Source organism: Thauera sp. 27, assembly GCF_000310125.2.
In the GTDB taxonomy this organism is placed as follows: Bacteria; Pseudomonadota; Gammaproteobacteria; order Burkholderiales; family Rhodocyclaceae; genus Thauera; species Thauera mechernichensis.
Map to the genome: position 1 here is coordinate 1 of NZ_AMXB01000010.1, position 26686 is coordinate 26686.

Here is a 26686-nt window from a genome sequence, read left to right on the forward strand (position 1 = left end):
CTCGCGGCTGGCGCCGCTCCTACCGAAAACCAACACGCGCGTCGCCCGTCGTAGGAGCGGCGCCAGCCGCGAGGGGTTGAAGGCGATGGGCGTTGGGCGGACGACGAGAAGCTCGCGGCTGGCGCCGCTCCTACGGCGAGCCTTGGTCAGTCAGCGGCGCCTGGCGACGAACTCGAGCGGCGGATCCCGACCACCGTTGCGCTGGATCTCCAGGCGTACCTGCAACTCACCGCCGTCCGGGGTGAGCTCGTAGTGCTGGACCAGTTCACTGGCTTGCGCCTCGCCAGCCACCACCTCGCTGCGCGTGAGGAAGTGCAGCCGACCGTCCCGCCACTCCACCGCCTCGACCACACGCGGCATCCCGAGGAAACTCGCCAGGCCTTCGATGCGACCGTCCCTGAGCTCGAAATCGTAAGTCTCCTCGAGGCTCAGATTCCAGGGGTAGCGGACTTCGGCGTGCCAGGAACCGACGATCGCCTGCACCTCATCCTGCGCGTCCGCCCCCCACAGCCACGCGCCCAAGCCCACTGCGGCAAGCGTCGCGGCCGCGGCCCCAAGCAAGCGCCCCGCTCCACGCGAGCGAGCGGCATCGGCGGGCTTCACCCATTGCGCCAGTACAGCCTCGAGCCGCATGCGGTCGGCTGCCCACGAAGCGTCACCAAGACTGAGCGCATGCCGGTTCGACAGCCCACGGATGGACGCGGGCAGCACCGTAGCTTCCGGCATCGATGCGCCACCGACCAGGATCGGCACCACGGGCCGCCCCGAGCCGAGCGCAAGTTCGATCTCGCGGCGCACGAAGTCCTGCGGGTGATCGAGCCTGCGCTCGCCCGCGGCCGAGGCGGCCAGCCAGCCAGGACCAATCAGGACCAGAACCGCCTTGGCATCGTGCAGGCGGCGCTCGATGACCGCCTCGAAATCCTCACCCGGCTGGATGTCGTCCACGTCGCGGAACACGCTCCCCACGCCGAAGCGCTGCTCGAGCGCATCGGTGAGGCGGCCGGCAAAGCCCGCACTATCCTCTCGGCGGTAGGAAACGAACAGGCAAGGCATGAACGATCGGCCCCTGCGGCGTGGTCCTTCATTCAAGCACGCCGCTTCAGCCGCCGCCAGGCGTATGCCTAGAGGAAGACGAACTTCGCCAGAAAGAGCACGAACAGTGCGTAAAGTGCGGGCGAGATGGCACGCCATTGGGCCGTGCAGAACTTGAGCACCACATACGCCACGAAGCCCAGCGCGATACCGTTCGCGATCGAGAAGGTAAGCGGCATCATCACCGCGGTGACGATTGCCGGGATGGTGTCGGTGTAGTCCTCCCAGTCGATGTGGGCGAGTCCGGTAGTCATCAGCATCGCCACATAGATCAGCGCGCCGGCGGTGGCATAGCCCGGGATCATGCCGGCCAGCGGGGCGAAGAACATCGCCACCAGGAACAGCACGCCGACGGTGATTGCCGTCAGTCCCGTGCGCCCGCCCGCCTCTACGCCCGAACAGCTCTCGACGTAGCTCGTCACCGGCGGGCAGCCGACACAGGCACCGATCACGCTCGCGCTGCTGTCGGCCTTGAGCGCCTGCGGCAGGTTCTCGATGCTGCCGTCAGCCTTGGTCAGCTTGGCCCGATGCGCCACACCCATCAGCGTGCCGGCGGTATCGAACATGTTCACGAACAGGAAAGCGAGGATGACGCTGATCATCGCGACATCGAAGGCGCCAGCCACGTCCATGGCCAGTAGCGTGGGCGCCAGGCTCGGCGGCATCGACACCAGTCCGCCGTAGTCGACGATGCCCACCAACCAGCCGATGAAGGTCACAACAAGGATGCTGATCAGGATCGCGCCGAATACGCGGTAGTGGCTGAGCACGCCGATCATCAGGAAGCACAGACCCGCAAGCGCGGCCGGCAACTCGAGCATCGAGCCCATGGTCACCAACGTTGCATCGCTCGGAACCACGATACCGGCGATCTTCAGCCCGATCAGCCCAAGGAACAGGCCAACGCCTGCCCCCATCGCAAAGCGCAGGCTGCGCGGAATGCTGTCAAGCAACCACTGGCGCAAGCGGGTGAAGCTCATCGCCATGAACAGTACGCCGGACAGGAACACGGCACCCAGCGCGACTTCCCAGCTATAGCCCATCTCGCCAACCACGGTGTAGGTGAAGAAGGCGTTGAGACCCATGCCGGGCGCCAGCCCGACCGGCCAGTTGGCATAGAAGCCCATCAGCAGGCAGCCGAGGGCGGCACCGATGCAGGTGGCAACGAAGGCCGCCCCCTGGTCCATGCCTGCCGCGGCCATGATCGTCGGATTGACGAAGATGATGTAGGCCATGGTAATGAAGGTGGTGAGCCCGGCAAACAGCTCCGTGCGCACGGTCGTGCCATGCGCGGTGAGGCCGAAGCGTCGCTCCAGCCAGCTGTCGGGACCGACCGGTACGCCCTCGGGCGCCGCGACCGTAGTGGAAGAATGGGGTTGCATGAGCGATGTCTCCTCGTGACCGGGCGAGCGCCAGCATGGGCCCGGGTTCTGGCTGGATGCAAGCCGAGCGTGGCCACAGCGGACGCGCCCGATGCACTCTCGCACTGCGCCGCCGATATTGTTAACGATTTTGGCAACGACAGAGATTGCAGTTTAGATAGCGAGGCGCGGCAGTGACCATATGGATCACCAAATACCTTGCATCAGCCTGCCCGTATAGCTGGCCGGACAGCTGCTGGTGCGCACGCCCTCAGCGCGGTCCCCGCCCGCCGTCCTCGGTCCCCAGGCCGTCCAGCGCAAGCAGACGGGCAATATCGTCATCCTCGGACGACTCACCACGATCGAGCGCGAGGCGCCCCTCGAGGTGGGCGACATGCTCGCTCATGAGCGCCCGCGCGCGCTCCACATCGCGTGCCGCGATGGCATCCAGGATGTCTTCATGATCGCTCAGCATGCAAGCCGGCGGCGACTCACGACGATGGGCCAGCACAACGAGCGGCGTGCGAGTGATGATCTCGTCGAGGAAGGCCGCGAGAACCGTATTGCCGACGCTCTCGGCGAGCTGCAGGTGAAAGTCGATCGACATGCGCAACGCCTTGCGCACATCGCCCCCGGCGTAGGCGGCACGCTCGCGCTGCACCAAGGCGCGCAGGCGCGCCAGCGCGGCCTCGTCGAGCCGCTCCACGGCGAGTTCGACGATCGCAGCCTCGATGTAGCGCCGCGCGCAGAACAGATCCCGCCCTTCGGCCGCCGATGGACTTGCGACGAATACGCCGCGATTGGGGGCGTGCGTCACCAGGCGGTAGATCTCCAGACGGGCCAGCGCCTGGCGCACCACCGCTCGATTGACGCCGAAGGCGTCGGCCAGACCCTGCTCCTTCAGCTGCAGACCGGGCGGCAGGCGCTGGTCGAGCACGGCGTTGCGCAACGACTCGAACACGCGCTGGATCTCCTCCGACGACGGCGTCCGGCCGGCCTTGCCTGCCGCCATGCGGCCATCGTCTTGCCCTTCGCTCATTCCCGACCTCCGTCCGCACCCTGCTGCCCGTCATGCTGCCAGTTCTGCCCTCCAGACGGGCGGCAGGATTATAACGGGATCGTGATTCCCCATATTGGCTCTGGCGCCGACTCGCGGCCATGGGGCGCCCCTGCGCTCGGGAGCAAACCCAATGCGGCCGGGCGTTACAGGCTCGCGGCTGCGCACCGGGGCACGACAAGCGGCAAGGGCATGTTCCGGAGCAGTCGCCCGATCGATTGTTGACAATTTTGTAATCAGAATCCACGATCAAATCACCGCGCTGCTCCCAACCACCTGGCGCTCTTGGACAAGTCGGGCAGGCCGGCGTAGAACGAATGACAGCCGCTCGCACGGCACACCCCATCAGGACGAGACGATGAACACAGACGCAATCCGCCTTCTGCTCAACGGCGAACCGGTCGACGTGACCGGCATCGCGCCCACTACCAGCCTGCTCGCCTGGCTGCGCATCCACCGCGGCCTGACGGGCACCAAGGAAGGCTGCGCCGAAGGCGACTGCGGCGCCTGCACCGTCGTCGTCGGCGAACTGGCAGGCGACACCGACAGCCTGCGTCTGTTCAGCGTCAATGCCTGCATCCAGTTCATGCCCGCGCTCGACGGCAAGGCCGTGTTTACGGTCGAGTACCTGCGCCGCCAGGCCGACGATCGGCTGCATCCGGTGCAACAGGCGATGGTCGATTGCCACGGATCGCAGTGCGGCTTCTGCACGCCCGGCTTCGTGATGTCCCTCTGGGACCTCTACAACGCCTGCGTTCCCGACGGCACGCGCCCGGACGCCGCACGCATCAGTAGCCAGCTTACCGGCAACCTGTGCCGCTGCACGGGCTACCGGCCCATCCTCGAGGCCGGCCAACGCATGTTCGAACACCCTGCGCAGGCGCTGGATCGCGAGGCGGTTCGTGCCGCACTGCTCCGCCTGCGCCGCAGCGAGGCGCTCGACTATGCCCATGACGGCGCGCACTTCTTCGCTCCGCGTACGCTTGAAGCGCTGATCGAGCTGCGCAGCCGCCATCCCCAGGCAACCGTGCTCGCAGGCTGTACCGACATCGGGCTGTGGGTCAACAAGCAGTTCCGCGACGTCGGCGACCTCCTCTACATCGGCCAGGTCGAGGCCCTGCAACAGGTCGTGGAGGCACGCGGACGGCTGCGCATCGGCGCCGCGGTCTCGCTCAGCGACGCCTTCGCAGCGCTCTGTCTGCCCTACCCCGAGCTCGGCGAACTGTGGGAACGCTTCGCCTCGCCGCCGGTGCGCAATGCCGGCACACTCGGCGGCAATGTCGCCAACGGCTCGCCGATCGGCGATTCGATGCCGGCGCTGATCGCGCTCGGCGCCGAGGTCGTGGTGCACGGGCCGGGTGGCCGCCGCAGCCTGCCGCTCGAAGCCTTCTACCTGGACTACATGCGCAAGGATCTCGCCGCCGACGAGATCGTCGAGGCCGTCGAAGTGCCGGTGCATGAATCAGCACTGCGCTTTCGCAGCTGGAAGCTGTCGAAGCGCTTCGACTCGGACATCTCGGCCGTATGCGGCGCCTTTGCGCTTCGCCTCGAAGACGGCGTCGTGCGCGGCCCGCGCATCGCCTTCGGCGGCATGGCCGCCACCCCACGCCGCGCCCTGCGCACCGAGGCCGCCATCGACGGCCGGCGCTGGGACGAGGACACGCTGACCGCGGCGCTGCGCGCACTGGCCGAGGACTACGCACCGCTGAGCGACCTGCGCGCAAGTGCCGATTACAGGCGCCGCACCGCTGCAGCCCTGCTGCGCCGCTTCTACCTCGAGACGCGGGCGCAAGACCCGCTCGACGCGCAACAGACACGCGTGTTCGCCGCCTTCGACAGCTTCGCCGCCCAGCCCTGAGGTTGCCCCCATGAAAGCCCAATCCTTCACCCAGGCACGTCAGGCCGCTCCGGCCGCCCACCACGGCCACCCGCACGAATCCGCCCGCCTGCACGTTGCCGGCGAGGCCACCTATGTCGACGACATCCGCGAGCTGGCCGGCACGGCCCACGCGGCGCTCGGGCTATCGACCCAGGCTCATGCGCGCATCGTCGCCATCGAGCTCGACGCGGTGCGCGCCATGCCGGGCGTGATCGCGGTCTTTACCGCTGCCGACATCCCCGGCACCAACGATTGCGGACCGATCATCCACGACGATCCCATCCTCGCCGACGGCGTGGTGCACTACGTCGGCCAGCCCCTGTTCGCGGTGGTGGCCGATAGCCACGAGCACGCTCGCCGCGCCGCACGCCGCGCCAAGGTGAGCTACGAGCCGCTGCCGGCGGTGCTCGACCCACTGCAGGCGAAGGCGCAGAACAGCTTCGTGCTGCCCCCCATGCAACTCGTGCGCGGCGAGCCCGCTGCCCGCCTCGCCGCCGCACCGCGCCGGCTCAGGGGCAGCTGGCAGGTGGGCGGACAGGAGCAGTTCTACCTCGAGGGCCAGATCTCCTACGCGGTGCCGCGCGAAGACGGCTGCATCCACCTGTGGTGCTCGACCCAGCACCCCACCGAGATGCAGCACGTCGTCAGCCATGCCCTGGGCCTGGCGGCCAATCAGGTGGTGGTGGAAATGCGCCGCATGGGCGGCGGCTTTGGCGGCAAGGAGTCGCAGTCGGCCCTGTTCGCCTGCGTCGCCGCGCTGGCCGCGGCGCGCCTGCGCCGCCCGGTCAAGCTGCGCCCCGACCGCGACGACGACTTCATGATCACCGGCAAGCGCCACGACTTCCACTACGAGTACGAGGTCGGCTTCGACGACGAAGGCCACATCCTTGCCGCGCGCATCGAGATGGTGGCGCGCGCGGGCTTCTCGGCCGACCTTTCGGGCCCGGTGGCCACGCGCGCGATCTGCCACTTCGACAACGCCTACTACCTCGCCGATGTCGACATCCGCGCCCTGTGCGCAAGGACCAACACCCAGTCGAACACCGCTTTCCGCGGCTTTGGCGGGCCGCAGGGCGCAGTGGCGATCGAGTACATCATCGACAGCATCGCGCGCGAGTTGGGCCGCGATGCGCTCGACGTGCGCAAGCTCAACTTCTACGGCGGCGCTGGCCGCGACCTGACCCCCTACGGCCAGCGCGTCGAAGACAACGTGATCCACGAACTGGTCGCCGAACTCGAGGCCGACAGCGCCTACCGCGAGCGCCGGCGGGCCATCACCGCCTACAACGCCGGCAGCCCGGTGCTCAAGAAGGGCCTGGCGCTGACACCGGTGAAGTTCGGCATCTCCTTCAACGTCGCGCACTACAACCAGGCCGGCGCGCTCGTGCATGTGTACACCGACGGCTCGGTGCTGGTGAACCACGGCGGTACCGAGATGGGCCAGGGCCTCAACACCAAGGTCTGCCAGGTGGTGGCGCACACGCTCGGCATCGCGCTGGCGCAGGTACGCGCCACCGCCGCCGACACCAGCAAGGTCGCCAACACCTCGGCCACCGCCGCCTCGACCGGCGCCGACCTCAACGGCAAGGCGGCCGAGGATGCCGCACGCCGCATCCGCCAGCGTCTCGCCGACTTCGTCGCCCAGCGCCACGGCATCGACGCAGACGCGGTGCGCTTTGCCGACGACCATGTGCACGCCGGCGCTGTTGCGATCCCGTTTGCCGAGTGCGTGCAGCAGGCCTACCAGGCCCGCGTCCAGCTCTGGTCGGAGGGCTTCTACACCACCCCCGGCCTGAGCTGGGACCGCAGCACGCTGACCGGCCGCCCGTTCTACTACTTCGCCTACGGTGCAGCGGTGGCCGAGGTGCTGGTCGATACCCTCACCGGTGAGTGGCGCCTGCTGCGCGCCGACCTGCTGCACGATGCCGGCAACTCGATCAACCCGGCAATCGACGTCGGCCAGGTGGAGGGCGCCTTCATCCAGGGCATGGGCTGGCTGACGATGGAGGAGTTGTGGTGGAACAAGGACGGCCGGCTGATGACCCACGCCCCATCGACCTACAAGATCCCCGCCGCGCATGATTGTCCAGCCGAGTTCCATACCCGCCTGTTCCGCAACAGCAACCACGAAGAGACCATCCTGCGTTCGAAGGCGGTTGGCGAGCCGCCGTTGCTGCTCGGCTTTGCAGTGCTGTTCGCGCTGCGCGACGCCGTCGCCGCCGTCGGCGACGGCCGCTGCGCTCCGCCCCTGCGTGCGCCGGCGACACCGGAGGCCATCCTCGACGCGATCGACGCCGTGCGTGCAGCGTGCGCACACACTGCAGCGGAGCCGCAACCATGAATACCTGGGTGGAACAGCTTGCGCGCCTGATCGACGCCGGTGAGCGCGCCGTGCTGGTGACGGTGGCCGCCGCCCGTGGCTCGACACCACGCGCAGCCGGTGCGCGCATGATCGTCAGCGCCACCACCTGTCACGGCACGATCGGCGGCGGCCAGCTCGAACTGCGTGCGATCGCCGTGGCCCGTCAGCTCCTTGCCGATGGCGCACGCAGCCCCAGCCTGGTGCGTTTCCCGCTCGGCGCCAGCGTTGGCCAGTGCTGCGGCGGTGTCATGCAGCTCGCCTTCGAGCCGGTCGGCGCGGGCCAGTGCGACTGGCTTGCGGCCGCGCGCGCATACGCTGCCACCGCACGCCCCTGGGGCCGCATCGTCGCCCTCACTGGCGATCGCCCCGCGGTGCGTGTGTTCGGCGAGCACCCCGAGGCCGAGCTTGCGGATGCGCGCGAACTCGAACGCGCGCGCAGCCTGCTCGCCGGCCGCGCCGACGACGCCGCGCTGTTGGCGAGCACGCCCGCTCGCGGCGCTGACGCGCTGCTCGACGTCAGCCTGCCGCCCGAGCTTCAGGTCGTACTGTTCGGCGCTGGTCACGTCGGCCGCGCCCTCGCCGAACTCTTCGGGCGCCTGCCGATGCAGGTGCGCTGGGTAGATCCACGCGAGGACGAATTCCCCGCCGCGGTCGCGCCGAACATCGAGGTCCGCTGCACCGACGTGCCCGAAGCCGAAGTGCGCGCCGCGCCGGCCGACGCCGTCTTCCTTGTGCTGACCCACAGTCATGCACTCGACTTCGACCTCGTGCGCGCGATCCTCGACCGCGGCGACTTCCGCTGCTGCGGCCTCATCGGCTCGCAGTCCAAGCGCGCCAGCTTCGAGCAGCGCCTGCGCGCACGCGGCTATGGCGAGCAGGCCATCGCCCGCCTCAACTGCCCGATCGGCACGCCTGGCCTGGGTGGCAAGGAGCCCGAGGTCATCGCGGTCGCCATCGCTGCCGAAGTGCTGCAACTGCGCGGCGCCTCATTCGCCGCGCGGCCCGCCCTGCGCGACTGTGCCGCATGAACACGCCCTTGCCCTGTCCCCCTCTCGCATACCACAAGACACTCCCCACATGAACACGCCCCAGTTGCACGCCGTCCGCGGCGAGATCCTGCACTTCATCGCCAACCCTGCCAGTGCCGGCGAGTCCGCCCTCGAACACTTCGCCGACGGCGTGCTGGTGCTGCGCGACGGCCACGTCGCCGAGCTCGGGCCAGCGCCGGAGCTGCTCGCCCGCCTGCCAGCCGAGCTGCCGCTGACCGACTACCGCGGCAAGCTGATCCTGCCCGGCTTCGTCGACACCCACATCCACTACGCCCAGACCGACATCATCGCCAGCCATGGCGAGCAGCTGCTGGCCTGGCTCGAGAAGTACACCTTTCCGGCCGAAGCACGCTTTGCCGACCCGGCACACGCGCGCAACGTCGCCAGCTTCTTCTGCGACGAACTGCTGCGCAACGGCACCACCACCGCACTCGCCTTCGCCACCGTGCACGCTGCCTCGGTGGACGCCTTGTTCGAGGCTGCGCTCGAGCGGCGCATGCGCATGATCTCGGGCAAGGTACTGATGGACCGCCACTGCCCCGACTTCCTGCGCGACACCGCGACGGGCGGGTACGCCGAGTCGAAGGCACTGATCGAGCGCTGGCATGGCCGCGACCGCCTGCAGTACGCGGTGACGCCGCGCTTCGCGGCCACCTCCTCGCCCGAGCAGATGACGCTCGCCGGCCGCCTTTACGCTGAGCATCCGGGGATCTATCTGCAGTCGCACGTAGCCGAGAACCAGGGCGAAGTCGCCTGGGTGGCCGGGCTCTATCCCGAGGCGCGCAGCTATCTCGACGTGTACGACCGCTACGGCCAGCTCGGCATGCGCTCGGTGTACGCGCACTGCATCTGGCTCGACGACACCGACCGCAGGCGGATGGCCGAGACGGGCGCGGCGATCAGCTTCTGTCCGACCTCGAACCTCTTTCTCGGCTCGGGTCTGTTCGATCTCGGGCGCGCCAACGAGCTTGGCCTGCGAGTGGGCCTGGGCACCGACGTCGGCGCCGGTACCAGCTTCTCGATGCTGCAGACCTTGAACGAAGCCTACAAGGTGCTGCAGCTCAAGGGCCAGAAGCTGTCTGCCGCAAGCGCTTTCCACCTCGCCACACTGGGCGGGGCGCACAGCCTTTATCTGGACGATCGCGTCGGCAACTTCCTGCCCGGGAAGGAGGCCGACTTCGTCGTCCTCGACCCGCAGGCCACACCGCTGCTGGCACGCCGCATGGCCTGCGCCCAGACCCTGGACGAGCGCCTGTTCGTGCTGATGATGCTGGGCGACGACCGCGCGGTGGCGGCAACCCACGTGATGGGCGAAGCGCGCTGGCAAAGGCCTGGGTGAGTCAGCGCCCGCCGTTGGCGCGGCGCGCGTTCCACAGCGACCACAGGCTGATCATCGCCAGCGCGCCGCCAATCAGCAGCATGCCGGCGAACTCGGCCGCGCTGGGGCGCTCGCCGAGTTCGATCCAGCCGGCGAGCACACCGATCATCGGGATCCCGAGCGCAGACAGGCCCGCCATCCCGGTCGACAGGTGCTGCAGGATGTACAGCCACAACAGCCAGGCCAGCCCGGTGGCAAACACGGCATTGAAGGCGAGCGCAGCGAAGAAGTACGGCGTCGGATCGATCGGCCTGGAGGGCAGCACCAGCGCCACGATGCACAACGCCAGAGCCCCGAACAGCATCTGCCAAGCCGTGAGCGCAAGCAGGTCGAACTCACGCGCAAGTCGCATGCGCTTGGCGACGACCGCCGAAGCAGCCCACGTCAGCCCGCCACCGACCGCAAGCAGGTTGCTGAAGGCACTGCCGCCCGCAGCCCAGGGCTCGAGTATCAGCACGAGGCCAAAGCCCGCGATCGCAATCGCCCCCCATTGCAGCCCGCGCACCCGCTCGCCCAACGCCCACCACGCCATCGGAATCACCCAGAACGGCATGGTGTAGACCAGCACCGCGGTCTTGCCGGCGCCACCCGCCACCAGCGCCCACTGGATCAACGCAGTGAAGGCAGCGGTCTGCAGCACACCGAGCAGCATCACCTGGCGCGCCGCCACCAGGGTCATTGGCTTGCGCAGCACGACAAGCACCAGGAACAGGGTGGCAGCGCCGAGTACGGTGCGGATGGCCGAGAAATCGAAGGGATCAACGTACTGGATCACCTGCTTCATCACCACCCAGTTGTAGCCCCAGATCAGGGACAGCACCGCGAGCGCGCACAAGGCGAGCCGGGAGGTACGGGATGGCGATGAGGATGGGGCGGCAGCCTGTGTCGCGGGGGAAGACATGGGTACTCCAAAAGGAAAATGCCGCGGCGCCCCTGACGGGGAACCGCGGCGAAAACAACAGCTGAGTGTCGACCGGGGAGCTCGGTGACGAGTATCAGTGCAAGTTGATTATCCACCCTGCGCGCCCGCCCGACATATGGGCGGAGTGATACGCAGGATCAGCACACTAGCAAGAGGCTCAGGCTGCCTCCGCCACCGGCGCGGGGGCACGCATGCGCATCAGGCCAAGGTGCAGCACGGCGCCGAGGAGCGCGCCGAACAGCCAGGCAAAACCCGCCCACGAGGCGAGTGCGGGCGTCCACACCGAGGCCACCGAGAACAGCGATGCGACCGAGAAGGCAAACAGTGCGCGCTTGTTCCAACCCTTGTCGAAGTAGTACGTCGATCCCGGCTCGGCCGAGAACAGGTCCTGCACGTTGAGCCTCTGCTTGCGCACCAGGTAATAGTCGGCAACCACGATGCCGTACAGCGGCGCCAGCACTGCACCCAGGGTATCGACAAAGCCGGCGATGCCGATATGGCTGATCAAGGCCACCCACAAGCCACCGATGAAGAAGGAGATGACTGCGGTGATGATGCCACCGGTGCGTGCGCTGATCTTCGCAGGGGCGAGGTTGGCGAGGCCGAAGGCCGCCGGGATGAAGTTCGCCACCAGGTTGATGCCGACGGTGGCAGCGAAGAAGGTGAGCGCAGCGATGATGGTCAGCGCCAGGTTGTCGACCTTGCCCACCATCTCGGCCGGGTTGGTGATCATCTCGCCGAACAGCACGGCGGTGCCGGCGGTGATGAAGAGCGCGAGGAAGGAGAACAGGGCCAGGCTCACCGGCAGGCCGAGGAAGTTGCCCCACTTCATCTGCGACTCGTTCTTCACGAAGCGCGAGAAGTCGCCGTAGTTGATCACCACGGCGGCGAAGTAGGCGACCATGGTACCGACCACTGCGACGAAGGCCGCGACCGGGCCACCGGGGTGCTCACCCTTGCCATCGAAGATGGTGCCCAGCTCGTTGAGCAGGCCGCCGCCGGCCTTGTACCAGATCACCCCCAGGAGCGCGATCATCACCAGGTAGACCAGCGGCCCCGCCCAGTTCAGGAACTTGGTGATCCAGTCGAAGCCGCGCAGGAAGAGTGCAAGCTGGAACACGCACACGACCGCATAGGAGAACCAGTCCACCGCCGTCATGCCGAGGAAGGTCCCCCCACCCGGGTTGCCGAGCAGCGCATTGAACAGCAGCGCGAGCGCAGTCGATGCGAAGTAGGTCTGCACCCCGTACCAGAAGATGGCGACGATGCCGCGGATGAGTGCGGGGAAGTTGGCGCCATGCACGCCCATCGAGGCGCGTGCGATCACCGGGTACGGAATGCCGTACTTCACACCGGGCTTGCCGGTGAGGTTGACCAGCACATTGACGATGATGCCCGCGAGGATGATGCCGGCGAATACCGCCCAGCCATTGAGTCCGTAGGAGATGAACAGGGTCGCGGCCAGCGTGTAGCCGAACAGGCTCTGGATGTCGTTGGACCAGACGTTGAAGATCTCGAACCAGCCCCACTTGCGCTTGTCCGGCGGCAATGGCGCGAGATCCGAGTTGTACAGGCTGGGGTCCATATGCTGGATCTTGAGGTCGATCTTTTCGCTTTCCATGGGTGGCTCCATTGCCGCCGCGCGGCTTCTGGTTATGGGGGTCGGTACTACTTGCGGAAGCAGAAAACCCCTCGCCCGCTCCGCAACGGACGATTCGTTGGGTATCAATGGCGTCGGATTCGCCTGACCCGCCGACCAGCGCCGCGGTCAGCCCCATCCTGCAGGAGCGGCGCCAGCCGCGCGGAGTTGAAGGCGATGCGGCTGGGGGCCTGGCCAAAAAAGGCTCGCGGCTGGCGCCGCCCCTACGGGGAAACGCCACGTGCGCCCCCGCCATGGGGCGGTGTGTTTCTACACGTCGCGTCGCTGCCAGGGATGGCGCTCGATCCAGTGGCGGGCGATGTCGACGCGGCGGCACACCCATACGCGGTCGTGCTTCTCGATGTGGTCGAGGAAGCGCTGCAGCGCACGGAAGCGGCCCGGGCGGCCGAGCAGGCGGCAGTGCATGCCGATGCTCATCATCGCCGGGCGCTCCTCGCCCTCGGCATACATCACGTCGAAGGCGTCCTTCAGGTACTCGAAGAACTCGTCGCCGTGCGAGAAGCCCTGCGGCAGCGCGAAGCGCATGTCGTTGGTGTCCAGCGTGTAGGGCACAACGAGGTGCGGCACGGTGTCGCCGTTGGTCTTGCGCACCTCGGTCCAGAACGGCAGGTCATCGCCGTAGTAGTCCGAGTCGTACAGGAAGCCGCCGTAGTCGGCCACCAGGCGCCGGGTGTTCACCGAGTCGCGGCCGGTGTACCAGCCCACTGCGCGCTCGCCGGTCAGGCGCTCGATGATCTGCATGCCGATCTTCATGTGCTCGCGCTCGAGCTCTTCCGGCACGTTCTGGTAGTGGATCCAGCGCCAGCCGTGGCAGGCGATCTCGTGGCCCAGTTCCTTGAACGCGGCGGTGAGCTCGGGGTGGCGCTCGAGCGCCATCGACACCCCGAAGATCGTCATCGGCAGGCCGCGGCGCTCGAACTCGCGCAGGAAGCGCCACACGCCCACGCGCGAGCCGTACTCGTAGATACCCTCCATCGACAGGTGGCGCTCGGGGTAGCTGGCGGCGTTGAACAGCTCGGACAGGAACTGCTCGCTGCCGGCGTCACCGTGCAGCACGCAGTTCTCGCCGCCTTCCTCGTAGTTGAGCACGAACTGCACGGCGATACGGGCGCGGCCGGGCCAGTCGGCATGCGGCGGGTTGCGGCCGTAGCCGACGAGGTCGCGGGGGTAGGCAGTATTCGAGCTCATGACTGACTCAGTTCTGCAGGAAACGCTTGCAGGCGCCCCAGTGATTCATCAGCAGCCAGTAGGTGAGGCCGGCCGGGATCAGGCTGGCGTACCAGGACACCGCGGAGAAGCTGAGCGCGACCGCCGCCCCCACCAGCGAGGCAACGATGCCCGCCCAGTTAACGCCGCGATAGGGGCCGTTCTCGTCATAAAGCTTGCCGAGATCGAGGTTGCGGCGGCGGATCAGGTAGTAATCGACCACCAGCACGGCGAAGATCGGGCCGAGGAAGGCGGAGTAGGTTTGCACGAAGACCTGCAAGCCGGCGGCGGACTCGTCCTTAACCAATTCCCAGGGGAAGGTGCCGAAGGCGAGCAGACCGACGATGACCGCCGCGCTGCGGAACGAGAGCTTGAACACATCCATCAGCACGTAGGTCGGCGGTACGACGTTGTTGAGTACGTTGGTCGTGACCTGGGCGAAGGCGATGAAGAGCAGCGTGATGATGAGCAGCGGCTTGTTGTCCACCGCGCTCGAGAACACCTGGATCGGATCGGCCACACCGGTGGCGCCCGACACCATCAGCCCGATCAGGCCCATGAACAGCGTGCACGGCAGGATGGACATCGCATAGAGCGTGGTCAGCGGCCCGCGCCGGATGCCCTTCTCGAGTTCGCGCGAGTAATCACTGACGTTGAGCATCATGGTGCTGTAGATGCCCAGGAAGAGCATGGTCGCCCCCCAGAACGGCAGGCCCCAGGTGCCTTCGATGTTCACCAGGTTGGCACTGATCTCCTCGCCATACTTGTCGATGACGCTGAAGAACATGTAGGTGAGCGATACCAGGATGAAGCCGCTGCCGATGTTCTCCAGCCACTTGATACCCTGGAAGCCGAGCACCGACAGGCCGATCTGCAGGATCTGGAAGATGATGAACCAGGCCACCAGGTTGTCGAAGCCGAACAGCGAGGCCGACACCAGGTTGAGCGCGCCCGCCCCGACCCAGCTCTGGAAACCGTACCAGACGATTGCCGGCACTGCCCGTACCAGCCCGGGGAAGCGCGTGCCGGCGAAACCGAAGGCCGTGCGGGCCTGGACCATGAAGGGGATGCCGTACTTGAGGCCGGCTGCGCCATTGAGGGTAAGTGCGATGCCGATCACGAAGCAGCCGATGGCGATCGCCATCGTCGCCTGCAACAGGTTGAGCGTACCGACCACGCTCGAGCCCATGGCAAAGGTGCCGATCGACACGCAGCCGCCGAACCAGGCGAGCAGATACGACCACTTGCCCATGATTCGAGTCTGCTGGGGCGCGAGCGACTCCTCGCCAAGGGCTTTTGAGTGAGTCTCGTGATGGGGCTGCGCGCCGGTACGTCCTGTACCGGCAGTGCCGGCCAGGGAGACGTCATGTGCCTTGCTTGTCATTTCGTTTGCTCCTCCAGGGGTGGTGGACGCTCAGCTGCCGAGGTAGTCGAAGCGGCCGGTGAAGGTCTTTGCGCGCGGGAAGGCGAGATCGCCATGCTTGCTGGTCCCCAGGCGCAGGCTCACCAGCGACTCGGCCAGTTTCACGGCAGCAGTCACGCCTTCGACGATCGGCAGGCCGACGGCCTCGCGAATCTCGTCGGTGAGGTCTGCCATGCCGCCACACCCGAGCACGATCGCGCCGATGCCATCCTCGGTCTTGGCACGACGGCATTCGTCAATGATTCGGCCGAGCGCGCAGGCGCCGTCGTCCTCCAGGTCGAGCACGGGGATCTCGGCCGCACGCACCTTGCGGCAGTGGTGAGCAAAGCCGTAGTTCTGCAGCAGGTGCTCGGCGATGATGCAGGTGCGTCCGAGCGTGGTGACCACCGAGAAGCGCGTACTGATGAGCGTGGCGAGATGAAAGGCGGCCTCGGCAATGCCGATCACCGGCGCGGTGGTGAGCTCGCGTGCGGCAAGCAGGCCCGGGTCGCCGAAACAGGCGATCACATAGGCGTCTACACGCTCGCCCCCATCCGCGCCCTCCCGTTCACCGCGACGGATCTCGTCCAGCACGCCCAGCGCACTGACGGCCTCGTCGAAGTGACTCTCGATCGAGACGGGACCGGCATCCGGATTGGTGGCCGAGACCTGGGTACCCGCTGCGGCGACGCGCGCGCCAGCCACGCCGATCTTGGCGGTCATCGACGCAGTGGTGTTGGGGTTGATGAGCCTGATGTGCATGGTGTCCTCTCGATTCTTCATGCTGTGATGCGTACCGACATCCTGAACGCTGCCGTTACAAAAACATTAATCGTCTTTTGTACACAAAACAAATAGTTTTTTGTGTTCATTTAAACATTTGATGAAGCCATCGCAACGACACCGGCAGACGCCCCCCTACGGCTGCAGCCGCGCCCCAGGAAAGGTCTTGCCCGCTGCGACACGGAAACGGCGATATCGCAAGGGATTCCGCCCGCCCCTCGGCATCATTCTTGAGCGCTTATTGGGCGGATCAGCGCGCTGATATGAGGCAGAACCACTCAAAAGTCGATTCAAAATGTTTTGTATACGATTATTTTTGTCTTCGCATACAATTTTCGAGAACCTCTCTCCTCACACTCAACCAGGAGCCCCCCATGGCCAGCCACACTCCCGGCGCCCCCGTCTTCGCCCCCCCTGCCGAGTTGCCCGACTGGGCGCTGCGCTCGGTCGACCTCGCCAACCCGCGCCTGGGCGCCAAGGCAATCGCCGCCTCCGACGACTTCTTCGCCGAGGTCGCACGCATGCTCAACCCCGAGCCCGCACAGTTCGTCCCCGGCAAGTTCGACACCAACGGCAAGTGGATGGATGGCTGGGAGTCGCGCCGCAAGCGCGTCGCCGGTCACGACTGGGCACTCGTCAAACTCGGCGTCAGGGGCGTCATCCGCGGTTTCGACGTCGACACCTCTCACTTCACCGGCAACTACCCGCCCGCCGTCTCGATCGAGGCCTGCGTCTCCGACGCCGATGACGTGGCCGCGCTCCAGGCCGCGACCTGGACCGAGATCCTTCCGGCCACCCCGATGGGGCCCAACAGCCATCACCTCCTCGAGTGCGCCAGCACCGCGGCCTGGACCCACCTGCGCGTGAACATGTATCCGGACGGCGGCATCGCGCGCCTGCGCGTCTATGGCCGCCCGCTGGGCTCGCTCGCGGCCAAGGCCGCCGCGGGCGAACTCGTCGATCTGGTGGCGATGGAAAATGGCGGCCGCGCCGTGTCGTGGAACGACGCCAGCTTCGGCTCTTCGGCCGCTGCGCTGTTGCTGCCGGGCCGTGGCATGAACATGGGCGATGGCTGGGAGACCCGCCGCCGCCGCGAACCGGGCAACGACTGGTGCGTGCTCGAGCTCGGCGCCCCCGGCACGGTCGAGCGCATCGAGGTCGACACCGCCTTCTTCAAGGGCAACTACCCCGATCGCTGCTCGATCCAGGCCGCCTATGTCACCGGCGGCACCGACCGCTCGATCACCACCCAGTCGATGTTCTGGCACACCCTGCTGCCCGAGCAGAAGCTGGAGATGGACGCCATCCACAGCTTCACCGAAGAAGTGGCCAAGCTCGGGCCGATCACCCACGTGCGCTTGAACATCTTCCCCGACGGCGGCGTCTCGCGACTGCGCCTGTGGGGCAAGGTCGAGGCCAAATAACAAGACCGGCGCTTCGCGGGCGCAGCCCTGCGCCCGGGCGCCCGACCGGCGTGTCGCCCCCTTCCTCACCCGAGAGCACACCATGACCGCGCACCCCGCCCTCCCCCTCGCCGTCGCGCCCCTCACCCACGAGGCCTTCGCACCCTTCGGCCAGCTCATCGAGGCCAGCGACGCCGCACAGCACTTCACCATCAACGCCGGCAACACCGAGCGCTACCACGACCTCGCTCGCATCGAGCCCGGGCCCGAGGGCCGCGTCATCGTCTCCATCTTCCGCGGACAGCCCCGCGCCCTGCCCTTCACCGTGAACATGATGGAGCGCCACCCGCTCGCCTCACAGGCCTTCATCCCCATGTCGGGCAAGCCCTATCTGGTCGTCGTCGCCCCCGCCGGCGCACCGCCCACCGCAGAAGACCTGACGGTCTTCCTCGCCCGCGGCGACCAGGGCGTCAACTACGCCCCCGGCGTCTGGCACCACCCCCTGCTCGCACTCGACGAAATCTGCGACTTCATCGTCATCGACCGCAGCGGGCCAGGGCACAACTGCGACGAGATCCAGCTCGAGACCCCGGGCAGAATCGCAGCGCCGGGCTGAAGTCACACCCCGGGGCTGCCATGCGCCAGGACAGTGCGCAAGCCCTGGACCGCACACGAATGCGGTGCATGCACGCCACAGTCAGGGCCGTGAGCACACCTGTCAGCAAACCAGAAAACAATCACAACAAACTGTTTTTACTGATTATTTTTTGTATTCTTAAATCGATACAGCGATTTTTACAATCTGGCACGAGAGATGCTTAGAGAAGATCACCTCACCCACAGGAGATCTTCATGAAGCCTCTCGCCGCCCTACGCACCCCGCGCGCACTGCGCCACACGGTCCTTGGCGCAGGCCTGCTGTCTGCGCTCGCCATCGGCGCCACCCTGCCTTCGACTGCACTCGCCCAGGGTACCGTGCGCATCGGCATGACCGCCTCCGACATTCCGCTCACCTCGGGCGCACCCAACTCCGGCTTCGAGGGCGTGCGCTTCACCGGCATGACGCTCTACGACGCACTGGTGAGCTGGGACCTGTCGAGCGCCGACCGCGCCGCGCCACTGGTGCCGCAGCTCGCCACCGAATGGAGCGTGTCGAAGGAGGATCCGCGCAAGTGGACCTTCAAGCTGCGCGAGGGCGTGCGCTTCCACGACGGCTCGACCTTCAACGCCGACGCGGTAGTGTTCAACTTCGCCAAGGTCTTCGACCAGACCGCGCCGCAGTTCGATGCCAAGCAGGCCGCACAGGTCGTCGCTCGCCTGCCGGCCTACGAGAGCATCCGCAAGGTGGATGACTACACGGTGGAGATCACCACCAAGACGCCGAACGCGATGCTGCTCAACCAGCTGCCCTTCATGTTCTTCTCCAGCCCGGCGCAGTGGGAGAAGCTCGGCCGTGACTGGAATGCCTTCGAGACCCAGCCCTCGGGCACCGGCCCGTTCAAGCTCGAGAGCCTGACCCCGCGCGAACGTGCGGTGCTGGTCCCCAATACCGACTACTGGAACCCGGCGCGCCGCGCCAAGGCCGACCGCCTGGTGCTGATCCCCATCCCCGAGGGCAACACCCGTGCCAATGCCCTGCTGTCGCGCCAGGTGGATTGGGTTGAGAACCCGCCGGCCGACATGCTGCCGATGCTCGGCAGCCGCGGCTTCACCGTCACCAGCAACGGCTATCCGCACATCTGGCCGTGGCAGTTCAGCTTCGCCGAGGGCTCGCCCTGGCTCGACAAGCGCGTACGCCAGGCCGCCAACCTGGCGGTCGACCGCGAGGCGATTCGCCAGCTCCTCGGCGGCAACATGGTGCCGGCGCAGGGCCTGCTGCTGCCGGACGACCCGGCCTTCGGCAAGCCCGCCTTCGAGATCCGCCACGACCCCGCGGCTGCCAGGGCCCTGCTCGCCGAAGCCGGCTACGGCCCGGACAAGCCGCTGCGCGCCAAGGTACTGATCTCGGCCTCGGGCTCGGGGCAGATGCAGCCGCTGCCGATGAACGAGCTGATCCAGCAGCAGTTGAAGGCGGTCGGCATCGAGGTCGAGTTCGAGGTGCTGGTGTGGGAGACCCTGTTCAACAACTGGCGCCAGGGCGCCAAGGACCCGGCCTCGCTCGGCGCCCACGCCACCAACATCACCTTCGCCACCCACGACCCCTTCGCCGCGATCATCCGCTTCATGGACAGCCGCAACGTGGCGCCGGTGTCGCTGAACTGGGGCTACTACGCCAACCCGAAGGTCGACGCCCTGATCGGCGAGCTGCAGACCGCCTTCGACCCCGCGGAGAACCGCCGCGTCTATACCGCGCTGCACGAAACCCTGGTCGAGGATGCGCCCTTCCTGTTCGTCGGCCATGACGTCGGTCCGCGCGCGATGAGCAGCCGCGTGCAGGGCTTCGTGCAGGCCAAGAGCTGGTTCCAGGACCTCACCCCGGTCCACATGAAGCCGTGATCCGGCACCGGCGGCGGTGTGCGCTAGGCACGCCCCGCCGGCCATCCACCGGCCGCGCCTGAGCGCCCCTGCTCGAATGGGGGGGCGTACGCCGGCCGCTTCCCGGACTGGAGGGCAAGCATGTTCGCATTCATCTTCAAGCGCATCCTGTATGCGATTCCGATTGCACTCGCGGTGGCCGCAGTGTGTTTCTCGCTGGTCCACCTCGCCCCTGGCGACCCGCTGACGGCGGTGATCCCCGCCGACGCCCCGGCCGAGGTGGTCGCCGCGATCAAGCAGGCCTACGGCATGGACCGCCCGCTGGTGGTGCAGTTCGGGGCCTGGGTGCAGCGCGCGCTGCAGGGCGACCTCGGCCTGTCGGTGGCCACCGGACGCCCGGTGATGGGTGACATCGCGCTCGCCCTCGGCAATACCCTGCTGCTGGCAGTCGCCGCGGCAGTGATCGGCTTTGGCGGCGGCATCGTGCTCGGCACGCTGGCCGCCTTCTTCAACGGGCGCTGGATCGACAAGCTCGCCACCGCAATCGCGATCACCGGCGTATCGGTGCCGCACTACTGGCTCGGCCTGGTGCTGGTGATCGTGTTCTCGGTGCAGCTCGACTGGCTGCCCTCGATGGGCGCGGGCGCGGATGGCTCGGGCGAATGGCGCTGGGACTGGGCCCACCTGCAGTACCTGGTGCTGCCGGCGGTGACGATGTGCTTCATCCCCATGGGCATCGTCACCCGCACCGTGCGCGCCACGGTGGCCGAGATCCTCAACGCCGAGTTCGTCAGCGCACTGCGCGCGCGCGGCCTGGGCGCGCTGGCCATCACCCGCCACGTGGCCAAGAACGCCGCCCCCACCGTGCTGTCGGTGATGGGCCTGCAGTTCGGCTACCTGCTGGGCGGCTCGATCCTGGTGGAGACGGTGTTCTCCTGGCCGGGCACCGGCTTTCTGCTCAACACCGCGATCTTCCAGCGCGACATCCCGCTGCTGCAGGGCATCATCCTGGTGCTGGCGATGTTCTTCGTCGCGCTCAACCTGCTGGTGGATGTCGTGCAGACCCTGCTCGACCCGCGCATCAAGAGGAGCTGAGCGATGACGAACGCGTCTTCCACCACGGCCGCCGCCGCTGCGGGCCCGGCCACGGTCGTGGCGCCGCTGCGCTCGCGCGGCTACTGGGCCACGGTGTGGTTGCGCCTGCGCCGCGACAAGGTGTCGATGGGCTGCGCCGGGCTGCTGCTGGGCCTGATGCTGATGGCGCTGCTGGCGCCCTGGCTGGCCCCGCACGACCCCGCGCTAGGGGTGATGAGCCAGCGCCTGGCGCCGATTGGCACCCCGGGCCACTGGCTGGGCACCGACGAGCTGGGCCGCGACATGCTGTCGCGCCTGATGCACGGCGGCCGCATGAGCCTGGTGATGGGCCTGCTGCCGGTGTTCATCGCCTTCGTCGTCGGCACCGGCCTGGGCGTGGTGGCCGGCTTCTTCGGCGGCTGGCTCAACAGCGTGATCATGCGCACGACCGACGTCTTCTTCGCCTTCCCGGCGGTGCTGCTGGCGATCGCGATCTCGGGCGCGCTCGGCGCCGGCTTCGCCAACGCGATCATCTCGCTGACCCTGGTGTTCATCCCACCGATCGCGCGCGTGGCCGAGAGCATCACCACCTCGGTGCGCAACCTCGACTTCGTCGACGCGGCACGCGCGACCGGCGCCGGCGCATTCACGCTGATCCGCGTGCATGTGCTGGGCAACGTGCTCGGCCCGGTGTTCATCTACGCCACCAGCCTGGTATCGGTATGCATGATCCTCGCCGCCGGCCTGAGCTTCCTCGGTCTGGGCGTGAAGCCGCCGGTACCGGAGTGGGGCCTGATGCTCAACACCCTGCGCCAGTCCATCTACCTGCAGCCCTGGGTCTCGGTGCTGCCTGGCCTGATGATCTTCATCACCTCGCTGTGCTTCAACCTGCTCTCGGACGGGCTGCGCAGCGCCATGGACATCAAGCGGTGAACGCCATGAACACTCCAACCCCCTCCGCCCCCCTGCTCCAGGTCCAGGACCTGAAGAAGCACTTCCCCACCGGGCGCGACTTCTTCGGCCGCCCGCGCCAGTGGGTACGCGCCGTCGAGGGCGTCAGCTTCGACGTCCATCGCGGGCGCACGCTGGGCATCGTCGGCGAATCGGGCTGCGGCAAATCCACCACCGCCCGCCTGCTGATGCACCTCATCGAACCCGACGAGGGGCGCATCCGCATCCGCGGCCAGGCGTTCGGCAACGGCGTTGGCCGCCACCCGCTGACGGCGCTGCGCAAGCACATGCAGATGGTGTTCCAGGATTCCTACGCCTCGCTCAACCCGCGCCTGACCATCGAGGACAGTATCGCCTTCGGGCCGCAGATCCACGGCATCGCCCCCAATGCCGCACGGGCGCTGGCGCGCGACCTGCTCGACCGCGTCGGCCTCAAGCCGGACGTGTTCATCCGCCGCTATCCGCACGAGCTCTCGGGCGGCCAGCGCCAGCGGGTGAACATCGCGCGCGCGCTGGCGATCCGGCCGGAGATCGTCATCCTCGACGAGGCCGTGTCTGCACTCGACAAATCGGTACAGGCCCAGGTGCTGAACTTGCTCGCCGAGCTCAAGCGCGAGTTCGACCTCACCTACCTGTTCATCTCGCACGACCTCAACGTGGTGCAGTACGTCAGCGACGAGGTGATGGTGATGTACCTCGGCCAGGTGGTCGAATCCGGCCCGGTGGCCGAGCTCTACGCGCGCCCGCTGCACCCCTACACGCGCGCCCTGCTCGACTCGGTGCCGGCGCAGACGCCGGGCGAGCGCCGCCAGCACGCGGTGCTCGAAGGCGATCCGCCCAACCCGATCGCGCCGCCCGCCGGTTGTCGCTTCCACCCGCGCTGCCCGCATGCCGAGCCGGTCTGCGCACAGCAGGTGCCCGCGCTGCGCCGTGTCACCGGTCAGCAGGTCGCCGCCTGCCATCGCCTGCAGCCGGACTCCGGCTACAGCCGCGTGATCACCCTCGAGGAACTGCCCGCATGAGCCACCCAATGGTTGAAGTCCGTGACCTGCGTGTCACCTTCCGCAGCGAGGAAGGGCCGATCTATGCCGTCGACGGCGTGGATCTGGACCTGGCGCCCGGCGAGACGCTCGCCCTGCTCGGCGAGTCGGGCTGCGGCAAGAGCGTGACGATGAAGTCGCTGATGCGCCTGCACCCGGCGCACAAGACCCGCATCGAGGGCAGCATCCGCATAGCCGGCGAGGACGTGCTGGCGATGAACGCCGGCGCGCTGTCGCGCCTGCGCGGCAAGACGGTGGCGATGGTGTTCCAGGAGCCGATGCTCGCCTTCGACCCGGTGTTCACGATCGGCGAACAGATCTGCGAGGCAATACGCCGTCACGAGGGCTGCAGCCGGGCCGATGCCCGCGCCCGCGCGCTGGAGATGCTCGAGCGCGTGCAGATCCCTTCGGCGCGCAAGCGCCTGGACGCCTATCCGCACGAGATGAGCGGGGGCATGCGCCAGCGCGCGATGATCGCGCTCGCGCTGTCGTGCCGGCCAAAGGTGCTGCTCGCCGACGAGCCGACCACCGCGCTCGACGCCACGGTGCAGATCCAGGTACTCCTGCTGCTCAAGGAACTGCAGCGCGAGATGGGCATGAGCATGATCTTCGTCACCCACGACGTCGGCGTCGCCATCGAGGTCGCCGACCGCACGGCCGTGATGTACGCCGGACGCGTCATCGAGCAGGGGCCGATCGACACCGTCATGCGCGCGCCCTGGCACCCCTACACCCAGGGCCTGCTGGCGGCGACGGTGCATCCGGGCATGGACCGCCGCCAGGCGCTGAACGCGATCCCCGGCTCACCCCCGCAGCTGACGCGGCGCATTCCCGAATGTGCATTCGCACCGCGCTGCACCCTCGCGAGTGCGAGCTGCCACGATCCGCTGCCCCCTGCACGTATGGACGGCGACCGCCTGCTGCGTTGCATACAGCCGGCAAGCGCTCGCTGAGAGGCGTGCACAAACTATTTGTGCGCAATCGGCATGAGATCCTCACCTTATCCGTTTACGTCGCGCGCAGAGCCCACGAAAATGAGGGTTGTGCGATAAACCCAGTGTTGCCACATGCCCACAACCCGCCCGGCCCGCCCCCGCAAGTCGCCCGAGACACCCGTCGTCCTTGCCGACGAGGCATCCGAACGCCGGCGCGCACCACGCGCCCGCGATGCCGGGGGCACTTCGGCTGCGCCAGCCCTCGACAACCAGCGCATCTACGACCTGATGTTCGAGGCCATCGCGCACCGCAAGCTGCCCCCCGCCACCAAGCTGTCGGAGGAGCGTCTTTGCCGGGTGTTCGGTGTCAGCCGCACGCGACTGCGCGAGATCTTCTTCCGTCTTGCGCAGGACCGCATCATCACCCTCAAGCCCAATCACGGCGCCTATGTCGCGAGTCCGAGCGCACGCGAGACCAGCGAGGTCTTCGCCGCGCGGCGCGCGATCGAGACTGCGGTAGTCGAGACCCTTGCCCAGGGAATCACGCCCGAGGCGCTCGAGCGCCTTGAGGCGCATCTCGCCCAGGAGGGTGCCGCACGCCTGGCGCATGACCACGCTGCCCTTACCCGGCTGACCGGGGATTTCCACCTGCTGCTGGCCGAGCTCACGGGCAACAGCCTGTTCATCGACATCACCCGTCGCCTGGTTGCGCTCAGCAGCCTGATCATCTCGCTGTACGACTCCCCGGACGCCAGCGCCTGCAAGGACCACGAGCACCTCGACATCGTCGAGCACATCCGCCGGGGCGACGGCGAGGGCGCGCGCGAACAGCTGCTGGTGCACCTCAAGCATGTGGAGCAGACGCTGAGACTGGACGACGATGATGAGCACTTCGATCTCGAGTCGGTATTCGAGGCCTTGCTGAAGGCCTGAACAAGGGCAGATACGCAGTCGCTGATGTGCCTTATAGGCACGCGCGCACCCTGCCCCGGGAGCTCGGGCCTAAACTTCGCGTCCAGCGTCGCCGCGCACCGGCGACAACGGCCTTCGAAACCAACGCCCAAGCCTCATGCTCCTCGGCCTCTCACTGTTCTATGTCGGCGCAGTACTGATCCTGAACGGCCTGTGGATGCTCGAACGGATCGGTGATCGCGAGATCTCGATCATCAACCTGTTTACCGGCGGGCTGACGCTGCTGGTGGCCCTCAGGCTTGCCTTCGGCGCCGATGCCGACAGCGCTTCGATTCGGGCAGCTGCACTCTCCCTGCTGTTTTCATTCACCTACCTGTGGGTCGCCTACAACCGCTTCACCGGTGCAGACGGGCGCGGCCTTGGATGGTTCAGCCTGTTCGTTGCGATCACAGCCGTACCGGTGGCGATCGATAGCCTGGGCCAGGCGGCGAGCGCCCGGGACTGGTGGCTCGGCCTGTCCTGGGCCGCGTGGGCGGTGTTGTGGCTGCTGTTCTTCCTGCTGCTCGCATTGCAGAAGCGGATCGTGCGCCTGACCGCCGCCGTCGCCATCGGCCAGGGGATATTCACGGGCTGGCTGCCGGGCTACCTGCTGCTGACCGGCACCCTGCACTAGGCGGCACCCTTTCCGCTGCGCACACCCCCTTCTGCTGCGCGCGGCGCCTCCCAGTAGCCCGGCGCGTTATAGATCGCCTTCAGGTGGTCGATGAATCGACGCACCTTCGCCGGCAAGTGGCGTTGCTGCGGATACACCGCCTGGATGTCGTAGCTGGGCACGGCGAACTCGTCGAGCACCGTGACCAGCTCACCGCGCTTGAGCTCGGCCTGGATCTCCCAGGTCGACCGCCAACCCACCCCGAGCCCCTGGCGAACCCAGTCGAACAGGAGCTCGCCGTCGTTGCAGGCCAGGTCGCCCTCGACCCGCACCGCAAACAGCTTGCCGTCGCGCTGGAAGGTCCACCCGCGCTGCTGGCCACCGGCAAGGTTGAAGGCCAGGCAGTTGTGACGGGCGAGATCCTCGGGTTGGCGCGGAATACCATGGCGTTCGAAGTAGTCCGGGGTGGCACATACCACCCGTCGGTTGGGGAACAGGCGTACCGCAACATAGTTGGGATCCGTGACCTCACCAATGCGGATCGCCATGTCGTAACCCTCCCGCACCAGGTCGACCAGGCTGTCGGTGAAGTTGAACGACATGCGCAGCTCCGGGTGCAAGGCCTTGAACGCCGTTGCATGCGGCGCCACGTGGCGACGGCCAAAGGCGGCAGGCGCGGAGACGACAAGGTGGCCCCGTACCACGTCGCGCCCCGCGCTGAGCGCGCGCTCGATCTCGTCGAACTCGCGCAGCAGGCTGCGGCCCTGGTCGACGAGCTGCTCGCCGAGCTCGGTGAGCGTGAGACCCCGCGTCGATCGGTGCATGAGCTTGACGCCAAGACGGCGCTCGAGCGCATCCAGGCGGCGTCCCATGACGACCGGCGTGACGCCCTCGACCAGTGCAGCCGCTGCAAAGCTGCCCTTCTCCGCCACCAGCACGAAGCTGCGGATTTCGGTATAGCGATCCATGTCTCCTCCAGATACTCGGACGCGGGGTGCTCAAGCCCCTGGCGGAACATACATTCGAGTCATGTTCACTTCGAATACAGCCCATAAAGGCCCGTAGATAGTGCGCGCGAGAACCCGTCAAAGCC

22 protein-coding genes are annotated in these 26686 nt (G+C 67.3%); 13 read left to right on the forward strand and 9 right to left on the reverse strand.

The genetic code is table 11. The features are described 5' to 3' along the window. Positions 1-150 precede the first annotated feature (150 nt). The 3 genes from B447_RS06930 to B447_RS06940 form a co-directional block, all read right to left on the reverse strand. A complete protein-coding gene (locus tag B447_RS06930; RefSeq protein ID WP_002938108.1) occupies positions 151-1053 on the reverse strand; it encodes a toll/interleukin-1 receptor domain-containing protein in 903 nt (300 codons plus the stop codon). 68 nt (positions 1054-1121) lie between these two features. Continuing rightward, positions 1122-2474 (reverse strand): NCS2 family permease, encoded by a 1353-nt coding sequence (locus B447_RS06935; protein WP_002938109.1) that lies wholly within the window; start codon positions 2472-2474, stop codon positions 1122-1124. A gap of 250 nt (positions 2475-2724) precedes the next feature. Next, positions 2725-3492 (reverse strand): GntR family transcriptional regulator, encoded by a 768-nt coding sequence (locus B447_RS06940; protein ID WP_002938110.1) that lies wholly within the window; start codon positions 3490-3492, stop codon positions 2725-2727. Between the two features lie 376 nt (positions 3493-3868). Here B447_RS06940 and xdhA point away from each other — a divergent pair, with 376 nt between their 5' ends. The 4 genes from xdhA to guaD are packed head-to-tail and all read left to right on the forward strand — an operon-like array spanning position 3869 to position 10139. Next, complete coding sequence (xdhA, locus tag B447_RS06945) at positions 3869-5368, forward strand: xanthine dehydrogenase small subunit (RefSeq protein WP_002938112.1); 1500 nt, start codon at positions 3869-3871, stop codon at positions 5366-5368. Between the two features lie 10 nt (positions 5369-5378). Continuing rightward, complete coding sequence (gene xdhB, locus B447_RS06950) at positions 5379-7730, forward strand: xanthine dehydrogenase molybdopterin binding subunit (RefSeq protein ID WP_002938115.1); 2352 nt, start codon at positions 5379-5381, stop codon at positions 7728-7730. Next, a complete protein-coding gene (gene xdhC, locus B447_RS06955) occupies positions 7727-8779 on the forward strand; it encodes a xanthine dehydrogenase accessory protein XdhC (protein ID WP_002938118.1) in 1053 nt (350 codons plus the stop codon). The genes xdhB and xdhC overlap by 4 nt, the downstream gene beginning before the upstream one ends. Positions 8780-8828: 49 nt before the next feature. After that, complete coding sequence (gene guaD / locus B447_RS06960; RefSeq protein WP_002938120.1) at positions 8829-10139, forward strand: guanine deaminase; 1311 nt, start codon at positions 8829-8831, stop codon at positions 10137-10139. A 1-nt stretch (position 10140) separates the two neighbouring features. On the opposite strand, the gene B447_RS06965 is transcribed toward guaD, so the two are convergent. The 5 genes from B447_RS06965 to B447_RS06985 all read right to left on the reverse strand — a co-directional run bounded on the left by B447_RS06965 (position 10141) and on the right by B447_RS06985 (position 16151). Beyond that, positions 10141-11079: a DMT family transporter gene (locus tag B447_RS06965; protein ID WP_232431566.1), complete on the reverse strand. Its 939-nt coding sequence runs from the start codon at positions 11077-11079 to the stop codon at positions 10141-10143. 178 nt (positions 11080-11257) lie between these two features. Then, entirely contained in the window at positions 11258-12721 is a 1464-nt protein-coding gene (locus B447_RS06970) for an NCS1 family nucleobase:cation symporter-1 (RefSeq protein WP_002933448.1), read from the reverse strand. Positions 12722-13009: 288 nt separating this feature from the next. Further along, the gene (puuE, locus tag B447_RS06975; RefSeq protein WP_002938137.1) at positions 13010-13948 is read right to left on the reverse strand and encodes an allantoinase PuuE; all 939 of its coding nucleotides are present in this window, start codon (positions 13946-13948) and stop codon (positions 13010-13012) included. A 7-nt stretch (positions 13949-13955) separates the two neighbouring features. Further along, positions 13956-15350: an NCS1 family transporter gene (locus B447_RS06980; protein ID WP_232431573.1), complete on the reverse strand. Its 1395-nt coding sequence runs from the start codon at positions 15348-15350 to the stop codon at positions 13956-13958. 30 nt (positions 15351-15380) lie between these two features. Further along, a complete protein-coding gene (locus B447_RS06985) occupies positions 15381-16151 on the reverse strand; it encodes an aspartate/glutamate racemase family protein (RefSeq protein WP_269745238.1) in 771 nt (256 codons plus the stop codon). Between the two features lie 374 nt (positions 16152-16525). Between B447_RS06985 and alc the strand changes: the two genes are divergently transcribed. From alc to B447_RS07030, 9 genes are all read left to right on the forward strand, one after another. Next, positions 16526-17575: an allantoicase gene (gene alc / locus B447_RS06990; protein ID WP_002938149.1), complete on the forward strand. Its 1050-nt coding sequence runs from the start codon at positions 16526-16528 to the stop codon at positions 17573-17575. Between the two features lie 82 nt (positions 17576-17657). Further along, complete coding sequence (locus B447_RS06995; RefSeq protein ID WP_002938155.1) at positions 17658-18170, forward strand: ureidoglycolate lyase; 513 nt, start codon at positions 17658-17660, stop codon at positions 18168-18170. Positions 18171-18406: 236 nt separating this feature from the next. After that, the gene (locus B447_RS07000; protein WP_002938156.1) at positions 18407-20050 is read left to right on the forward strand and encodes an ABC transporter substrate-binding protein; all 1644 of its coding nucleotides are present in this window, start codon (positions 18407-18409) and stop codon (positions 20048-20050) included. A gap of 120 nt (positions 20051-20170) precedes the next feature. Continuing rightward, entirely contained in the window at positions 20171-21124 is a 954-nt protein-coding gene (locus tag B447_RS07005; protein WP_002924350.1) for an ABC transporter permease, read from the forward strand. 3 nt (positions 21125-21127) lie between these two features. Beyond that, complete coding sequence (locus tag B447_RS07010; RefSeq protein WP_002938157.1) at positions 21128-22036, forward strand: ABC transporter permease; 909 nt, start codon at positions 21128-21130, stop codon at positions 22034-22036. A gap of 5 nt (positions 22037-22041) precedes the next feature. Beyond that, entirely contained in the window at positions 22042-23076 is a 1035-nt protein-coding gene (locus B447_RS07015; protein WP_051018771.1) for an ABC transporter ATP-binding protein, read from the forward strand. Next, positions 23073-24047 (forward strand): ABC transporter ATP-binding protein, encoded by a 975-nt coding sequence (locus B447_RS07020; protein ID WP_037982533.1) that lies wholly within the window; start codon positions 23073-23075, stop codon positions 24045-24047. Before B447_RS07015 ends, B447_RS07020 begins: the two co-directional genes overlap by 4 nt. Before the next feature lie 114 nt (positions 24048-24161). Continuing rightward, complete coding sequence (locus B447_RS07025; protein WP_002924358.1) at positions 24162-24962, forward strand: GntR family transcriptional regulator; 801 nt, start codon at positions 24162-24164, stop codon at positions 24960-24962. A gap of 136 nt (positions 24963-25098) precedes the next feature. Then, positions 25099-25614: an AmiS/UreI family transporter gene (locus tag B447_RS07030; RefSeq protein ID WP_002938162.1), complete on the forward strand. Its 516-nt coding sequence runs from the start codon at positions 25099-25101 to the stop codon at positions 25612-25614. On the opposite strand, the gene B447_RS07035 is transcribed toward B447_RS07030, so the two are convergent. Next, on the reverse strand, positions 25611-26561 hold the full coding sequence (locus tag B447_RS07035) for a LysR family transcriptional regulator (protein WP_002938163.1): 951 nt from the start codon (positions 26559-26561) through the stop codon (positions 25611-25613). The two genes, B447_RS07030 and B447_RS07035, sit on opposite strands and share 4 nt — an antisense overlap. Positions 26562-26686: the final 125 nt, after the last annotated feature.

Bases quoted from the DNA above. Each gene is read 5' to 3' on its own strand.
- B447_RS06930 (WP_002938108.1), bottom strand. From the start codon at position 1,053: ATGCCTTGCCTGTTCGTTTCCTACCGCCGAGAGGATAGTGCGGGCTTT.
- B447_RS06935 (WP_002938109.1), bottom strand. From the start codon at position 2,474: ATGCAACCCCATTCTTCCACTACGGTCGCGGCGCCCGAGGGCGTACCG.
- B447_RS06940 (WP_002938110.1), bottom strand. From the start codon at position 3,492: ATGAGCGAAGGGCAAGACGATGGCCGCATGGCGGCAGGCAAGGCCGGC.
- xdhA (WP_002938112.1), top strand. From the start codon at position 3,869: ATGAACACAGACGCAATCCGCCTTCTGCTCAACGGCGAACCGGTCGAC.
- xdhB (WP_002938115.1), top strand. From the start codon at position 5,379: ATGAAAGCCCAATCCTTCACCCAGGCACGTCAGGCCGCTCCGGCCGCC.
- xdhC (WP_002938118.1), top strand. From the start codon at position 7,727: ATGAATACCTGGGTGGAACAGCTTGCGCGCCTGATCGACGCCGGTGAG.
- guaD (WP_002938120.1), top strand. From the start codon at position 8,829: ATGAACACGCCCCAGTTGCACGCCGTCCGCGGCGAGATCCTGCACTTC.
- B447_RS06965 (WP_232431566.1), bottom strand. From the start codon at position 11,079: ATGTCTTCCCCCGCGACACAGGCTGCCGCCCCATCCTCATCGCCATCC.
- B447_RS06970 (WP_002933448.1), bottom strand. From the start codon at position 12,721: ATGGAAAGCGAAAAGATCGACCTCAAGATCCAGCATATGGACCCCAGC.
- puuE (WP_002938137.1), bottom strand. From the start codon at position 13,948: ATGAGCTCGAATACTGCCTACCCCCGCGACCTCGTCGGCTACGGCCGC.
- B447_RS06980 (WP_232431573.1), bottom strand. From the start codon at position 15,350: ATGACAAGCAAGGCACATGACGTCTCCCTGGCCGGCACTGCCGGTACA.
- B447_RS06985 (WP_269745238.1), bottom strand. From the start codon at position 16,151: ATGAAGAATCGAGAGGACACCATGCACATCAGGCTCATCAACCCCAAC.
- alc (WP_002938149.1), top strand. From the start codon at position 16,526: ATGGCCAGCCACACTCCCGGCGCCCCCGTCTTCGCCCCCCCTGCCGAG.
- B447_RS06995 (WP_002938155.1), top strand. From the start codon at position 17,658: ATGACCGCGCACCCCGCCCTCCCCCTCGCCGTCGCGCCCCTCACCCAC.
- B447_RS07000 (WP_002938156.1), top strand. From the start codon at position 18,407: ATGAAGCCTCTCGCCGCCCTACGCACCCCGCGCGCACTGCGCCACACG.
- B447_RS07005 (WP_002924350.1), top strand. From the start codon at position 20,171: ATGTTCGCATTCATCTTCAAGCGCATCCTGTATGCGATTCCGATTGCA.
- B447_RS07010 (WP_002938157.1), top strand. From the start codon at position 21,128: ATGACGAACGCGTCTTCCACCACGGCCGCCGCCGCTGCGGGCCCGGCC.
- B447_RS07015 (WP_051018771.1), top strand. From the start codon at position 22,042: ATGAACACTCCAACCCCCTCCGCCCCCCTGCTCCAGGTCCAGGACCTG.
- B447_RS07020 (WP_037982533.1), top strand. From the start codon at position 23,073: ATGAGCCACCCAATGGTTGAAGTCCGTGACCTGCGTGTCACCTTCCGC.
- B447_RS07025 (WP_002924358.1), top strand. From the start codon at position 24,162: ATGCCCACAACCCGCCCGGCCCGCCCCCGCAAGTCGCCCGAGACACCC.
- B447_RS07030 (WP_002938162.1), top strand. From the start codon at position 25,099: ATGCTCCTCGGCCTCTCACTGTTCTATGTCGGCGCAGTACTGATCCTG.
- B447_RS07035 (WP_002938163.1), bottom strand. From the start codon at position 26,561: ATGGATCGCTATACCGAAATCCGCAGCTTCGTGCTGGTGGCGGAGAAG.